The 14,042-nt window shown below is 70.3% G+C and carries 13 protein-coding genes; 8 read left to right on the top strand and 5 right to left on the bottom strand.

Annotated elements, in window-relative coordinates:
* Positions 1–67: 67 nt before the first annotated feature.
* On the bottom strand, positions 68–2,359 hold the full coding sequence (locus tag ACFY9S_RS04795) for a transglycosylase domain-containing protein (protein WP_391123005.1): 2,292 nt from the start codon (positions 2,357–2,359) through the stop codon (positions 68–70).
* 408 nt (positions 2,360–2,767) lie between these two features.
* On the opposite strand from ACFY9S_RS04795, the gene wblA reads away from it, so the two are divergent.
* A complete protein-coding gene (gene wblA, locus ACFY9S_RS04790) occupies positions 2,768–3,106 on the top strand; it encodes a transcriptional regulator WblA (RefSeq protein ID WP_030846174.1) in 339 nt (112 codons plus the stop codon).
* Positions 3,107–3,202: 96 nt separating this feature from the next.
* On the opposite strand, the gene ACFY9S_RS04785 is transcribed toward wblA, so the two are convergent.
* On the bottom strand, positions 3,203–4,606 hold the full coding sequence (locus ACFY9S_RS04785; protein WP_391123002.1) for an ArsA-related P-loop ATPase: 1,404 nt from the start codon (positions 4,604–4,606) through the stop codon (positions 3,203–3,205).
* Positions 4,607–4,763: 157 nt separating this feature from the next.
* Complete coding sequence (locus tag ACFY9S_RS04780) at positions 4,764–5,741, bottom strand: ArsA-related P-loop ATPase (RefSeq protein WP_391122999.1); 978 nt, start codon at positions 5,739–5,741, stop codon at positions 4,764–4,766.
* 107 nt (positions 5,742–5,848) lie between these two features.
* Here ACFY9S_RS04780 and ACFY9S_RS04775 point away from each other — a divergent pair, with 107 nt between their 5' ends.
* From ACFY9S_RS04775 to ACFY9S_RS04760, 4 genes are all read left to right on the top strand, one after another.
* Positions 5,849–6,007 carry a DUF4177 domain-containing protein gene (locus ACFY9S_RS04775; protein WP_097218487.1) on the top strand — a complete coding sequence of 53 codons (159 nt, stop codon included), beginning with the start codon at positions 5,849–5,851 and terminating at the stop codon, positions 6,005–6,007.
* On the top strand, positions 6,007–6,468 hold the full coding sequence (locus ACFY9S_RS04770) for a RidA family protein (RefSeq protein WP_031115991.1): 462 nt from the start codon (positions 6,007–6,009) through the stop codon (positions 6,466–6,468). The genes ACFY9S_RS04775 and ACFY9S_RS04770 overlap by 1 nt, the downstream gene beginning before the upstream one ends.
* Before the next feature lie 83 nt (positions 6,469–6,551).
* Complete coding sequence (locus tag ACFY9S_RS04765) at positions 6,552–7,421, top strand: NUDIX hydrolase (protein ID WP_391122994.1); 870 nt, start codon at positions 6,552–6,554, stop codon at positions 7,419–7,421.
* Positions 7,418–8,248, top strand: a complete 831-nt coding sequence (locus ACFY9S_RS04760; protein WP_391122992.1) for an MBL fold metallo-hydrolase — start codon at positions 7,418–7,420, stop codon at positions 8,246–8,248. Before ACFY9S_RS04765 ends, ACFY9S_RS04760 begins: the two co-directional genes overlap by 4 nt.
* Before the next feature lie 214 nt (positions 8,249–8,462).
* On the opposite strand, the gene ACFY9S_RS04755 is transcribed toward ACFY9S_RS04760, so the two are convergent.
* Entirely contained in the window at positions 8,463–9,137 is a 675-nt protein-coding gene (locus ACFY9S_RS04755; RefSeq protein WP_020129286.1) for a Crp/Fnr family transcriptional regulator, read from the bottom strand.
* Between the two features lie 335 nt (positions 9,138–9,472).
* Here ACFY9S_RS04755 and nth point away from each other — a divergent pair, with 335 nt between their 5' ends.
* The 3 genes from nth (at position 9,473) to ACFY9S_RS04740 (ending at position 12,507) form a co-directional block, all read left to right on the top strand.
* On the top strand, positions 9,473–10,450 hold the full coding sequence (nth, locus tag ACFY9S_RS04750) for an endonuclease III (protein ID WP_391122989.1): 978 nt from the start codon (positions 9,473–9,475) through the stop codon (positions 10,448–10,450).
* Positions 10,451–10,598: 148 nt separating this feature from the next.
* Positions 10,599–11,294, top strand: a complete 696-nt coding sequence (locus tag ACFY9S_RS04745; RefSeq protein WP_391122986.1) for an NUDIX domain-containing protein — start codon at positions 10,599–10,601, stop codon at positions 11,292–11,294.
* 13 nt (positions 11,295–11,307) lie between these two features.
* A complete protein-coding gene (locus ACFY9S_RS04740; RefSeq protein WP_391122983.1) occupies positions 11,308–12,507 on the top strand; it encodes a MarP family serine protease in 1,200 nt (399 codons plus the stop codon).
* 111 nt (positions 12,508–12,618) lie between these two features.
* Here ACFY9S_RS04740 and ACFY9S_RS04735 read toward each other — a convergent pair whose 3' ends face one another.
* On the bottom strand, positions 12,619–13,884 hold the full coding sequence (locus tag ACFY9S_RS04735) for an IS701 family transposase (protein WP_391122980.1): 1,266 nt from the start codon (positions 13,882–13,884) through the stop codon (positions 12,619–12,621).
* Positions 13,885–14,042: the final 158 nt, after the last annotated feature.

The raw sequence follows: 14,042 nt of genomic DNA, 5'->3' as shown, positions 1-14,042 counted from the left end.
CCCCTCTCACTCACGCGGGCAATGAGGGGGCCCGTCCCTGTCGGGCGCGTTCCGGTACGCCCGCGGCTCAGCCGAACCGGCCGCCGTTGCCATTGCCGCCGCCGTTGCTCTGGCCCCGGATGAAGCCCTCCGGGATGGAGAACGAGGGCGTCGGGACGGGCTCGCCGCCGCCTCCGCCGTTGTTGTTGCCGCCGACCAGGCCACCGATGAAGCCGTCGTCGTCGCCGTTGCCGCCGTCGTCGCGGCCGCCACCGTCGTCGTCCCCGTCACCGCGGTCCCGCGGCTTGCTGTCGGGGATGTGGACGGTGTTGAAGTCCTCGACGGGCTTGCCCTCCAGCGCGCCGGTCATCATGTCGCCCCAGATCGGGCCGGGAACCTCACCACCGAAGACCTTGCTGTGCGACCGGCCACCGATGGTGATGTTGACCATCTTCCGCTTGTGCGCGGGGTCGCCGACCCACACGGCACCGGCCATGTTCGGCGTGTAGCCCACGAACCAGGCCGCGTAGCGCTCGTCCGTCGTACCGGTCTTACCGGCGCTGGGGCGGCTGCCGAGCCCGGCCTTCTTGCCCGTGCCGTCCTCGACGACGCCCTTCAGCAGCGTGTTGATCGTGTCCGCGGTGTTCTCCGACATGGCGCGCGAGCAGGTCGACTTCGGAACCGGGAGCGACGAGGTCTTGTCCCCGACCCGCCGGCTGACCGACTCGATGGCGACCGGCGTGCAGTACATGCCGCGCGAGGCGAAGGTGGCGTACGCGTTCGCCATGGTCAGCGGGGACATCTCCTGGGTGCCGAGGGCGATGGAGGGCACCTGGGGCATCTTGTCGCCGTCGGCCCGCACGACGCCCATCTTCTTCGCCATCGTCGTCACCGGGCAGATGCCGATGTCGCTGATCATCTGCACGTAGTAGGTGTTGACCGACTTGGCGGTCGCCTCCCGCATGTCGTACGGGCCGACCTCGGAGGAGTTCTCGTTCTCCAGCTTGGCCGGGCTGCTGGGGTCGTTCATCCACCGCTTGCCGTCACAGGCCGAGACCGGGCTCGGGTACGCCATCTGGTACGGCGACGAGTACACCTTGTTCGCCGGCATGCCGTCCTGCAGGGCCGCGGCGGCCACGATCGGCTTGAACGTCGAACCGGGCTGGTAGCCCATGCCGCCGCCCATCGACTGGTCGACGGACAGGTTGATCTGCGTCTCGTTCTTCTTGAAGCCGTACGGACGCGACTGGCCCATGGCGAGGATCTTGCCGGTGCCGGGCTGGACGAGGGAGGCGGCGGTGGCCACCTCGTCGCTCTTGTAGACGTGCTCCTTGATGGACCGCTGCGCCGCGTTCTGGGCCTGCGGGTCCATGGTCGTGCGGATGGTGAGGCCGCCCTGGTTCCAGATCTTGGCGCGCTGCTCCCTGGTCTTGCCGAAGACCGGGTCGGTCAGGAAGACCTCGCGCACGTAGTCGCAGAAGAAGCCCGCGCCCTTGACCGCCGTGATGCAGCCGTTCTTGGGCTTGCTGACCTTCAGGCCGAGCGGTGCCTTCATCGCGTCGGCGGCCTGCGCCCTGGAGATGTCGCCGACGGCCGCCATGCGCTGCAGCACGGTGTTGCGGCGCTTGGTGGCCTCCGTCTCGTCGTTGACCGGGTCGTACCGGCTGGGCGACTGGACGATGCCGGCGAGCAGGGCGGACTGCTCCAGGCTGAGGTCCTTGGCGGACTTGGAGAAGTAGCGCTGGGCCGCGGCCTCGACGCCGTACGCCTGCTGGCCGAAGAACGTGATGTTCAGGTAGTTCTCGAGGATCTTCTTCTTGCCCAGCTCCTCCTCGACCTGGATCGCGTACTTGAGCTCGCGGATCTTGCGGCCGATGGTCTGCTGGGTGGCCTGCGCGACCTTGGTCGGGTCGTTGCCCGCCTCCTCGACGAAGACGTTCTTCACGTACTGCTGCGTCAGGGTGGAGGCGCCCTCGGAGACTCCGCCGGTCTGCGCGTTCTTGTTGAGGGCGCGCAGGACGCCCTTCAGGTCGACCGCGCCGTGCTGGTAGAAGCGCGAGTCCTCGATCGCGACGATCGCCTTCTGTATGTACGGCGAGATGTCCTTGAGGGGGACCACCGTACGGTCGCGCGAGTAGACCGTGGCGATCTGGCCGCCGTCGGTGTCGAGGATCGTGGTGCGCTGGCTGAGCGGCGGGGCCTTCATGGTGGCCGGGAGGTCGTCGAAGCTCTCGACCGATCCCTTGGCCGCAAGTCCCAGCGCGCCCACCGCCGGCAGCGCGATGCCGGCCAGTACGGCTCCCGCGAGGACACTGACACCGAGGAACTTGGCGGCCTGCTGCGTGGGAGACAGACCACCGCCCGAGCGCTTGTTTGGCATGAGGGCAGCCTACGTTCTCATTCGCCGGACAGGCGTATAGGCCTTGGCCTAAGCTGCTCTCAACTGTCACAGCAGTGAGGTCACGTATCAATACGTCCGGCGACCCCGAATCGTTCTGGGTGTTCCCCAACTTTTTTGGTGGGGCCGTGTCCGAATCCGCCTTGTGTGTCATACGGCGTCCGTTGTGACGCAGGTGAACTGTCCTGCTTTGCCGGGAAAGTTACGTATGCCGCCAGCTCACTCCCCCGGGTGATCTGCCGCTTACCCATAGTCCGTTCGGGCCATTCAAGATTGGGCCCGAAGGGGGTGTTGCGCTGTGCCCACCTTCCGTAACGTCCTCAACTGGCGGCGGTGAATATGCCGCTGCCGCCGTGGGGGAGCCTCGATTCGGGAGAGGACGGCGCCGGTATGGGCTGGGTAGTCGACTGGAGTGCGCAGGCGGCCTGCCGCACTACCGATCCGGATGAACTGTTCGTTCAAGGAGCAGCGCAGAACAGGGCCAAGGCGGTGTGCACTGGTTGCCCGGTGCGCACGGAGTGCCTGGCCGACGCGCTCGACAACCGCGTCGAGTTCGGTGTGTGGGGAGGCATGACGGAGCGGGAGCGCCGCGCACTGCTGCGCAGGCGCCCCACGGTGACCTCCTGGCGCCGGCTGCTGGAGACGGCGCGCACGGAGTACGAGCGGGGGTGCGGTGTTCTGCCCCTCGACGACGACGAGATCTACGAGAACTACGCGGCGGTGAGCTGAGGAGTCCCTCCCGGGAGCTCCCCAGGCCCTGGTGGGCCCTGGTCTGAGGGCCCTGTCCGGGCCCTTCGCCATCACCTGCGCGTTCCTGGCAGTGGCTCAGGCGCCCCGCGTGCTCGCCGGGTTGCCCTCAGCAGTCGCCACGGGTGGTCCCGGCTGGTCGGCGGGGTCGGGCAGCTCGCGCTCGTCGGCCGCGAGCCGGTCGCCGATGGTGCGCAGTCCCGTGAGGTCGTGCACGTCGCCGGGCAGTGCGGCCACTTCCGTCACGGCCACCTCGGGGTGCAGCGCGGTGAAGCGGTCACGCGTGCGCTGCTCACGGGAGAGCAGCTGCATGCGATCGGCGTGCAACCTCAGCAGGCCTGCCGTGAGCTGGTCGACGGACCGCTCGGTGTCCTCGGTGTCCTCGGTGGGGGAGCCACCATCGGGAGCCGATACCGGAGCCCCATCTGGTGTTCCGGGCGTGGGAGAGTCTGAACTGTCCTGTGCTTCGGGGGAGTTACGAAGTACTGCTTTCCCGCCCTCCTGATCCACAATGCGGGGCTCTTCAAGATTTTCCGCGGCGGCGAGTGCCCGCTCGGCCGACAGCCGGTCGGCGCCGCTGCCGTGCACCCGGTTGAGCACCAGACCGGCGAGCGGCATGTCCTCCGCGGCCAGGCGTTCCACGAAGTACGCGGCCTCGCGCAGCGCGTCCCGCTCCGGCGCCGCGACCACGAGGAACGCCGTGCCGGGCGCCTGGAGCAGCTTGTACGTCGCGTCCGCGCGGGTGCGGAAGCCGCCGAAGGTCGTGTCCATCGCGGACACGAACGTCTGGACGTCCTTGAGGAGCTGACCGCCGAGCAGCTTCCCGAGGGTCCCGGTCATCATCGACATCCCGACGTTCAGGAACTTCATCCCGGCCCGGCCGCCCAGCTTCGCCGGTGCCGTCAGCAGCCGGATCAGCCGGCCGTCCAGGAACGAGCCGAGCCGCTTGGGCGCGTCCAGGAAGTCCAGCGCCGAGCGGGACGGCGGGGTGTCGACGATGATCAGGTCCCACTCGTCCCGGGAGCGCAGCTGCCCGAGCTTCTCCATCGCCATGTACTCCTGCGTGCCCGCGAAGCCCGCCGAGAGCGACTGGTAGAAGGGGTTGCCCAGGATGGCGGCGGCCCGCTCGGGGTCCGCGTGCGCCTCGACGATCTCGTCGAAGGTGCGCTTCATGTCGAGCATCATCGCGTGCAGCTCGCCGCCCGCGGAGTCGTCGATGCCCTTCACCCGGCGGGGGGTGTTGTCCAGCGAGTCGATGCCCATCGACTGGGCGAGCCGGCGTGCCGGGTCAATGGTCAGGACGACCACCTTGCGGCCCCGCTCGGCGGCGCGCAGGCCCAGGGCCGCCGCGGTCGTGGTCTTGCCGACCCCGCCCGAGCCGCAGCAGACCACGATCCTGGTCTTCGGGTCCTCCAGCAGCGGATCGACGTCGAGCAGACGCGGCGGCGACAGACGGTGGTGGGCCGGGTCCGGACGACTCATGACATCCCCTGCTTCCGACTCATGGCGGGCCTTGTCTGCCGTGCGGGCTTCGCCGGCCGTGCGGACCGTAGGGGCCTCGCCGGCTGTGCGGGCCTCGCAGACCCTGCTGGCCGCGCGGGCCTCGCGGACCGTTCGGGCGTTGCCTGTCTGTGCTGGTTCATGACACGCCCTGCTCGCGCAGTTCACGGGCCAGCTCGTACAGCCCCGCCAGGTCCATGCCCTCGGCGAACAGCGGCAGTTCGTGCGACGGCAGGCCCAGTTCGGCCAGGACCGCGCGCTGCTCGTGCTCCAGCGTGTACCGCTCGGCGTACTCGTCGGCCTGCGTGAGCAGCGGATCCACCAGCCGCTCGGCGCGCCCGCCGCGCCGCGCCCCGCCGAGCCCCGCGGACGACAGGGACCGCGCGACAGTGGAACGCGGGACCGTCCGTACGAGTTCCAGATCGGTCTCGTCCAACACCTCCGGCCGGACCATGTTCACGATGATCCGCCCCACCGGCAGCCGGGCCGAACGCAGCTCGGCGATGCCGTCCACGGTCTCCTGGACGGGCATCTCCTCCAACAGCGTCACCAGGTGCACGGCCGTCTCGGACGACTTCAGCACCCGCATCACGGCCTGCGCCTGATTGTGTATCGGGCCGATCTTGGCGAGTCCCGCGACCTCGTCGTTCACGTTCAAAAAGCGCGTGATCCGCCCGGTCGGCGGGGCGTCCATGACGACGTAGTCGTAGGTGAACCGCCCGCTGCGCTCCTTGCGCCGCACCGCCTCGCACGCCTTGCCGGTCAGGAGGACGTCCCTGAGGCCGGGCGCGATGGTGGTGGCGAAGTCGATCGCGCCGAGCTTCTTCAGGGCCCGTCCGGCGCCGCCCAGCTTGTAGAACATCTGGAGGTAGTCCAGAAGGGCCAGTTCGGGGTCGATGGCGAGTGCGTACACCTCCCCGCCCCCGGGTGCTACCGCGATTTTCCGTTCCTCATAAGGCAGCGCTTCCGTTTCGAAGAGCTGCGCGATGCCCTGACGGCCCTCGACCTCGACGAGAAGCGTCCGCTTCCCCTCCGTGGCCAGGGCCAACGCTAGGGCCGCGGCCACCGTGGTCTTGCCGGTACCGCCCTTGCCGCTGACGACCTGGAGCCTGCTCACGTATTCGAGCCTAACCAGTTCGCGCCCGGGCTACGCGGGAGGCTGTGGATAACCGGTGCCGTGGTCGGCCGCGTGGCCCCCGCCCGCCAGCGGCTAGAGTCGGCCGCATGACCAAGTGGGAATACTCAACCGTGCCGCTGCTCGTCCACGCCACGAAGCAGATTCTGGACACCTGGGGCGAGGACGGCTGGGAGCTCGTCCAGGTCGTGCCCGGGCCGAACAACCCCGAGCAGCTCGTCGCCTACCTGAAGCGGGAGAAGCAGTAGTGGGGGCCGTCGAGGCGAAGCTGGCCGAGCTCGGCCTGAGCCTGCCCGACGTGGTCCCGCCGCTCGCCGCCTACCAGCCGGCCGTGCAGTCCGGGCCGTACGTCTACACCGCCGGGCAGCTCCCGATGGTGGACGGCAAGCTTCCGGTCACCGGCAAGGTCGGTGCCGAGGTCACCCCGGAGGAGGCCAAGGAGCTGGCACGCACGTGTGCGCTGAACGCCCTGGCCGCCGTGAAATCCGTCGCCGGTGACCTGGACCGCATCGCGCGCGTGGTGAAGGTCGTCGGCTTCGTGGCCTCGGCCTCGGACTTCACGGGCCAGCCCGCGGTGCTGAACGGCGCGAGCGAGCTGCTCGGCGAGGTCCTCGGCGACAAGGGCGTGCACGCGCGCAGCGCGGTGGGCGTGGCGGTGCTGCCGCTGGACGCACCGGTCGAGGTCGAGATCCAGGTCGAGCTCGCGTAGCACCCTCTTCGGGGGCCTCAGCTGCGGGATCCGGCTCCGGTGGCCACTCGAACATCCGCCCGTCACGGGATAGCCTCGCGCCCATGGCGAACGGTCAGTGGTACCCCCCGGAGTGGCCGGACCGCATCCGCGCACTCGCGGCCGGCACCCTCACCCCGGTGACCCCGAAGCGCGCGGCCACCGTCATGCTCCTGAAGGACACCGGCAGCGGCACGGCCGTCCACATGCTGCGCAGACGCGCCTCCATGGCCTTCGCCGGAGGCGCGTACGCGTATCCGGGCGGCGGTGTCGACCCGCGCGACGACGACCACCACGTCCGCTGGGCGGGCCCCACGCGCGCGTGGTGGGCGGACCGTCTCGGCGTCGACGAGACGGCGGCCCAGGCGATCGTCTGCGCGGCCGTACGCGAGACGTACGAGGAGGCGGGCGTGCTGCTGGCCGGGCCGGGCGCCGACTCGGTCGTCGGTGACACCACGGGCGCCGACTGGGAGGCGGACCGGGCCGCCCTGGTCGCCCGGGACCTGTCCTTCGCGGAGTTCCTGGACCGCCGCGGCCTCGTCCTGCGCTCCGACCTGCTCGGCGCCTGGACCCGCTGGATCACCCCGGAGTTCGAGGCCCGCCGCTACGACACCTGGTTCTTCGTGGCCGCGCTTCCCGAGGGGCAGCGCACCCGGAACGCCTCCACGGAGGCCGACCGCACGGTGTGGATCGCCCCGCACGAGGCGGCGGCCGGGTACGACAAGGGCGAGCTGCTGATGATGCCGCCGACGATCGCGACCCTGCGTCAGCTGACGGCGTACGGGACGGCCGCCCGGGCGCTCGACGCCGCCCCGGAGCGTGACCTCACGCCCGTCCTGGCCACCGCCCGCCTGGTGGACGGGGAGATCGTGCTCTCCTGGCCGGGCCACGACGAGTTCACCAAGCACGTCGCGACCGGTGGAGCAACCGCATGACGGACGCAAGCGCCCTTCCCGGCCAGCCCCGCGGTGGGGTCCTCTCGGGGCCCGCCACCGCGCGGGCCGTGAACGTCCTGGCCCCCAACGCGTCGGCGATGACCCTGGACGGCACGAACACCTGGATCGTCTCCGAGCCCGGCTCGGACCTGGCCGTGGTGGTCGACCCGGGTCCGCTGGACGACGGACACCTGCGCCAGGTCGTCGCCACGGCCGAGCAGGCCGGCAAGCGCGTCGCCCTGACCCTGTTGACCCACGGCCACCCCGACCACGCGGAGGGCGCCGCCCGGTTCGCCGAACTGACCGGCACGCCCGTGCGTGCCCTCGACCCGGCACTGCGGCTGGGCGAGGAGGGCCTGGCTTCCGGAGACGTCATCACCACCGGCGGACTGGAACTGCGCGTCGTACCGACCCCGGGTCACACCTCAGACTCCCTCTGCTTCCACCTCCCGGCCGACCGGGCGGTCCTCACCGGCGACACGGTCCTCGGCCGCGGCACGACGGTCGTGGCCCACCCCGACGGACGCCTCGGCGACTACCTGGACTCCCTGCGCCGCCTGCGCTCCCTCACGGTCGACGACGGCGTCCACACCGTCCTGCCCGGCCACGGCCCCGTCCTCGACGACGCCCAGGGCGCCGTCGAGTACTACCTCGCCCACCGCGCCACTCGCCTCGCCCAGGTGGAAACGGCCGTGGAGGACGGCTACCGCACCCCGTCCGCGGTCGTGGCCCACGTCTACGCGGACGTGGACCGCTCCCTGTGGCCGGCGGCGGAACTCTCGGTGCGGGCGCAGATGGACTATCTGGAGGGACACGGGCTCATCTAGGGCCCTCAGGGACGCGGCCGGCGCCCTCAGGGAGGCGGCCCTTTGACCCCGTGCACGTACTCTTCGGCGATCCAGTGGCCGAGAAGCCCGCCCGGGTGAGGAAGCCACATGCCGAGGGCAGGGCTGTCGTAGGGCGCGCTTTGCGCTTCCTCGACGACGTCGGGCCCCGTCTCGTGAGGAGACGGGGCCCGATGACGTACGGCCAGGTGTGCGGTCAGCGTGAGCGCTTGGCGAGGCGTTCCACGTCCAGGAGGATCACGGCGCGGGCCTCCAGGCGCAGCCAGCCGCGCTGGGCGAAGTCCGCGAGGGCCTTGTTGACCGTTTCGCGGGACGCGCCGACCAACTGGGCCAGCTCTTCCTGCGTGAGGTCGTGCACGACGTGGATGCCCTCCTCGGACTGCACGCCGAACCGGCGCGACAGGTCGAGCAGGGCGCGGGCGACGCGGCCCGGGACGTCCGAGAAGACGAGGTCCGACATCGCGTCGTTGGTCTTGCGGAGCCGGCGTGCGACGGCGCGCAGGAGCGCCGTGGCCACCTCCGGGCGGGCGTTCAGCCAGGGCTGGAGGTCGCCGTGGCCGAGGCCGAGCAGCTTGACCTCGGTCAGTGCGGTGGCGGTCGCCGTGCGCGGGCCCGGGTCGAACAGCGACAGCTCGCCGATGAGCTCGCTGGGGCCGACCACGGCCAGCATGTTCTCGCGGCCGTCGGGGGACGTGCGGTGGAGCTTCACCTTGCCCTCTGTGACCACGTACAGGCGGTCTCCGGGGTCGCCCTCATGGAACAGCGAGTCACCGCGGGCGAGGGTCACCTCACTCATGGAGGCGCGGAGCTCCGCGGCCTGCTCGTCATCGAGCGCCGCGAAGAGCGGATTGCGCCGCAGAACGTCGTCCACGAGTTCTCTCCTTGTCGACCTGCTCAGGGGGTCTTGCTCCCCCGTGTACCGAGGGACCGTGGTGCCCATTTTGTCGGGCGGTCCAAACAGTGTGATCTGTCACAAGGATGCCGCACACGTGTCCCGGGGTACGCGGCAGGGGTCCAATTGGGCGCCGGTCCCCGGGGGCCGGGGCGGATGTCGGTGCCGGGCCTTAGGCTGGCCGGGTGTCCAAATCGCCGGTGAGAGCACAGGCCGAGGGGGCTGCGCGGGTGGTTGTACGTCGAGATTCCGCTGTGGGCGAACAGAGCCCCGATGGCGGTAGGAAAACGGCGAAACAGAACAAGGCGGAGCCGGTGAAGAAGGCCGCGTCCGCGAGGAAAGCCGCGCCAGCGAAGAAGGCCGCTTCCGGGAAGGAGGCCGCGTCCGCGAAGAAGGCCACGAAGGGCGCTGCCGTGAAGAAGGCGCCCGCCGCCAAGAAGGTCGCGGTCGCACCCAAGAAGGCCACGGCCCGCATCAAGGGCACCGCCCCCGCCAGGACCGTCGTCCACCCGCCGGGTGACGAGTCGCGTACCGCCCTGGTCCGCCGGGCCCGCCGCATCAACCGCGAGCTCGCCGAGGTCTTTCCGTACGCACACCCCGAGCTGGACTTCGAGAACCCGTTCCAACTGGTCGTCGCCACGGTCCTGTCCGCCCAGACGACCGACCTGCGCGTCAACCAGACGACACCCTCCCTCTTCGCCAAGTACCCGACCCCGGAGGACCTGTCCGCCGCCAACCCCGAGGAGGTGGAGGAGATCCTCCGCCCGTGCGGTTTCTTCCGGGCCAAGACGAAGTCGGTGATAGGGCTGTCCAAGGCACTGGTGGAGGACTTCGGCGGTGAGGTTCCCGGCCGGCTGGAAGACCTGGTCAAGCTGCCCGGCGTGGGCCGCAAGACCGCGTTCGTCGTGCTGGGCAACGCCTTCGGCCGCCCCGGCATCACCGTGGACACGCACTTCCAGCGCCTGGTGCGCCGCTGGCGGTGGACCGGTGAGAGCGACCCGGACAAGATCGAGGCCGCCATCGGCGCGCTCTTCCCCAAGAGTGACTGGACGGACCTCTCGCACCACGTGATCTGGCACGGCCGCCGCATCTGCCACGCCCGCAAGCCTGCCTGCGGTGCCTGCCCGATCGCCCCGCTCTGCCCGGCGTACGGCGAGGGCGAGACCGACCCGGAGAAGGCGAAGAAGCTCCTCAAGTACGAGAAGGGCGGCTTCCCGGGCCAGCGTCTGAAGCCGCCGCAGGCCTACCTGGGCGCGGGCGGCACACCGGCGCCGCCGCTGGGGGCCGGATGAGCCGCCCGAAACATCCGATCCGCCGCCCGAGCGGCCCGGTGCGCCCCCCTGAGGGTCTGACGCGCCGCCCGTTCAGGGGATCCCGGCCGCTCGCGGAACGATCTCGGGGCCGTCGCGCGTTGGATGCGGCAGGACGACGGGGGTGGCGATGACGCGCGCGAGCGACACACAGGACGGCCCGGTGGCGTTGAGCAAGGACGGGCTGCCCGGCTGGCTGGACCCGGTGGTGCACGCCGTGGAGACCGTCCGGCCGGGGCAGCTGAGCCGGTTCCTTCCGCCGGAGGACGGCGCCGGGCGGCAGTCCGCCGTGCTGGTCCTGTTCGGTGAGGGCACGCACGGGCCGGAGCTGCTGCTCATGGAGCGCGCGAGCTCCCTGCGCTCGCACGCCGGCCAGCCCTCCTTCCCGGGCGGTGCCCTCGACCCGGAGGACGGCGACCCGTCCGGTGACGGCCCGCTGCGTGCCGCCCTGCGCGAGGCGGAGGAGGAGACCGGCCTCGATCCCTCCGGCGTGCAGCTCTTCGGCGCCCTGCCCCGGCTCTACATTCCGGTCAGCGGCTTCGTCGTCACTCCGGTACTGGGCTGGTGGCGGGAGCCTAGCCCGGTCGGGGTCGTCGATCCGAACGAGACCGCCAGGGTCTTCACCGTCCCCGTGGTGGATCTCACGGATCCCGCCAACCGGGCCACCACCGTCCACCCCAGCGGCCACCGAGGTCCGGCATTTCTGGTCGAATCCGCCCTTGTCTGGGGTTTCACGGCCGGAATCATCGACCGGCTGCTGCACTTCGCGGGCTGGGAGCGGCCCTGGGACCGCGAGAAGCAGGTCCCCCTCGACTGGCGCGCATGACAGGGTGGCCTCCGTGAACGTGCTGGACATCTTGTTGCTGGTCGCCGCTGTGTGGTTCGCGGTCGTGGGGTACCGCCAGGGGTTCGTCGTCGGCATCCTGTCGGTGATCGGCTTCCTGGGCGGCGGCCTCGTCGCGGTCTACGTGCTGCCCGTCATCTGGGACGCGCTGACGGACAACGCGGAGGTGAACACGACCGCCGCCGTCATCGCGGTCGTCGTCGTCATCGTCTGCGCCTCCGTCGGTCAGGCCCTCACCACCCACCTCGGCAACAAGCTGCGCCGGCACATCACCTGGTCCCCGGCCCGGGCACTCGACGCCACCGGCGGCGCCCTGGTCAACGTCATGGCGATGCTCCTGGTCGCCTGGCTGATCGGCTCGGCCCTCGCGGGCACGACGCTGCCCACGCTCGGCAAGGAGGTCCGCAACTCCAAGGTGCTGCTGGGCGTTTCGCAGGCCCTGCCGGACCAAGCGGCCACCTGGTTCGCGGACTTCTCCTCCGTCCTCGCGCAGAACGGCTTCCCGCAGGTCTTCAGCCCGTTCTCGAACGAGCCGATCACCGACGTCCGGCCCCCGGACCCGGCGCTGGCCGACAGCCCGGTGGCCGGCCGCGCCCAGCGTTCCATCGTCAAGGTCATGGGCACGGCCCCGAGTTGCGGCAAGGTCCTGGAGGGCACCGGCTTCGTCTTCTCCGACCGTCGCGTGATGACCAACGCGCACGTGGTGGGCGGAGTCGACGAGCCGACGGTGCAGATAGGCGGCGAGGGCAGGAAGTACGACGCCAAGGTCGTGCTCTACGACTGGCGGCGCGACATCGCCGTCCTCGACGTGCCGAATCTCAAGGCACCCGCACTGCGGTTCACCGAGAAGGACGCGAGCAGCGGCGACGGCGCGATCGTCGCGGGCTTCCCGGAGAACGGGGCGTACGACGTGCGGGCCGCACGCGTGCGTGGCCGCATCTCGGCCAACGGCCCGGACATCTACCACCGCGGCACGGTCCGCCGCGACGTCTACTCCCTGTTCGCGACCGTCCGCCAGGGCAACTCCGGCGGCCCGCTGCTCACCCCCGACGGCAAGGTCTACGGCGTGGTGTTCGCCAAGTCCCTCGACGACGCCGAGACCGGGTACGCGCTGACCGCGGATGAGATCCAGGAGGACATCACCAAGGGGCGCACCGCCAACCAGCAGGTGGGAAGCGACAGCTGCGCGCTCTAGTAGTGCTTGGTCAGGTCGGTGTGTGGGTGGGTATGTCGCGGTTGCAGGTGGGGCAGGCGCCGGTCCAGGTTGCGAGGAGTGTCTGCAGCTCGCGGACGACTTGGTAGAGGCTCAGGCCGACGCCGGGTCTTTTGGGGCCCGGGCCAGTCGCTGCAGGGTGCAGAAGGCATGTGCGACGGAGACGAGGGTGACGTGGTGGTGCCAGCCGCCCCAGGTCCGGCCCTCGAAGTGGGCCAGGCCCAGGGCCTGCTTCATTTCCCGGTAGTCGTGCTCGATCCTCCAGCGGAGCTTGGCGAGGCGGACCAGGGTGGTCAGCGGGGTGTCCTCGGGCAGGTCGGAGAGCCAGAACTGGACCGGCTCGCTCTCGCCTGCGGGCCATTCGGCCAGCAGCCAGCACTCGGGGAGTTCCGGGCCGTGGGTGGCCTGCCGGATCTCGCGTCCGGCGGGCCGGATCCGCAAGGCCACGAAGCGGGAGTGCATCCGTTTCAAGCCGGAGCGGCCGGTGCCCGGCCTGGAGCCCTCCCGCCACTGCACCGGCCGTGCGGCCTTCCGGCCGGCCTCGATGACCAGCTCTTTCACCGACCGGGCAGGGTCGGGGTACTTCGGCACCGGCGGACGTCCGTTGCCCGAGTACGGCTCGCGCACCGGGACCGCGTCGGCGGGCTGCGCCGACATGGTGGTGGAGATCCCCACCACGTACTTCAGGCCGCGCACCTGCAGTCCGTGCCGGAAAGCCGTGGCGTCGCCGTATCCGGCGTCCGCGATGGCCAGCGGCACGTCGATCCCCCAGGAGCGGGTCTCGTCGAGCATGTCCAGGGCCAGCTGCCACTTCTCCACGTGCCCGATGTCGTCGGGAATGCCGCAGGAGTTGCGACGGGCGACCTTGCAGGGGTCGGCCTTCGGTGAGGCCGCATCCCAGGTCGCCGGCAGGAACAGCCGCCAGTTGACCGCTGTCGAGGCGTGGTCGGAGGCGAGGTGGAGCGAGACGCCCACCTGGCAGTTGGTGACCTTGCCGGCGGTGCCGGTGTACTGCCGCGACACGCACGCCGAGGCGGTCCCGTCCTTCAGGAAGCCGGTGTCGTCGAAGACCACGGCTTTCGGCCGGATCACCGTCTCCATCCGCCAGGCCAGCTGGGCCCGGACATGAGCCGGATCCCAGGGGCTGGTGGTGATGAAGTTGGCCAGAGCCTGACGGTTGCCGTCAGCCCCGAGCCGGGCGGCCATCGGCTCGATGGACTTGCGCCGCCCATCGGTCAGCAGCCCCCGCAGGTAGACCTGCCCCCACCAGCGCTGATCCTTACGCGCGAACGGCTCGAACACCTCCGCCGCGAACGCCTCCAACTCACCGCGCACCAAACCGATCTCGTCCGGAGTCACACACTCCTAACGCCACACCAAGCCAGGAGACACGCACCACCACAACCGACCTGACCAAGCACTACTAGTGTGATGCGCCAGAAATCCTGAGGGTTAGTTTTCCTCTGTTTTCTGGTTGTCGGTTCCGACCTTGGTGAGGTAGTCGGCGAGGGAGTTGA

This window comes from Streptomyces sp. NPDC012474, from assembly GCF_042955185.1.
Taxonomy (GTDB): domain Bacteria; phylum Actinomycetota; class Actinomycetes; order Streptomycetales; family Streptomycetaceae; genus Streptomyces; species Streptomyces cahuitamycinicus.
Note: the sequence above shows the minus strand (reverse complement) of the source record. Positions and strands in the feature narration are given on the sequence as shown.

Excerpts from the sequence above, each read along its gene's own strand:
- wblA (WP_030846174.1), top strand. The coding sequence starts at position 2,768 with ATGGGCTGGGTAGTCGACTGGAGTGCGCAGGCGGCCTGCCGCACTACC.
- ACFY9S_RS04760 (WP_391122992.1), top strand. The coding sequence starts at position 7,418 with ATGACGGACGCAAGCGCCCTTCCCGGCCAGCCCCGCGGTGGGGTCCTC.
- ACFY9S_RS04775 (WP_097218487.1), top strand. The coding sequence starts at position 5,849 with ATGACCAAGTGGGAATACTCAACCGTGCCGCTGCTCGTCCACGCCACG.
- ACFY9S_RS04795 (WP_391123005.1), bottom strand. The coding sequence starts at position 2,359 with ATGCCAAACAAGCGCTCGGGCGGTGGTCTGTCTCCCACGCAGCAGGCC.
- ACFY9S_RS04745 (WP_391122986.1), top strand. The coding sequence starts at position 10,599 with ATGACGCGCGCGAGCGACACACAGGACGGCCCGGTGGCGTTGAGCAAG.
- ACFY9S_RS04765 (WP_391122994.1), top strand. The coding sequence starts at position 6,552 with ATGGCGAACGGTCAGTGGTACCCCCCGGAGTGGCCGGACCGCATCCGC.
- ACFY9S_RS04785 (WP_391123002.1), bottom strand. The coding sequence starts at position 4,606 with ATGAGTCGTCCGGACCCGGCCCACCACCGTCTGTCGCCGCCGCGTCTG.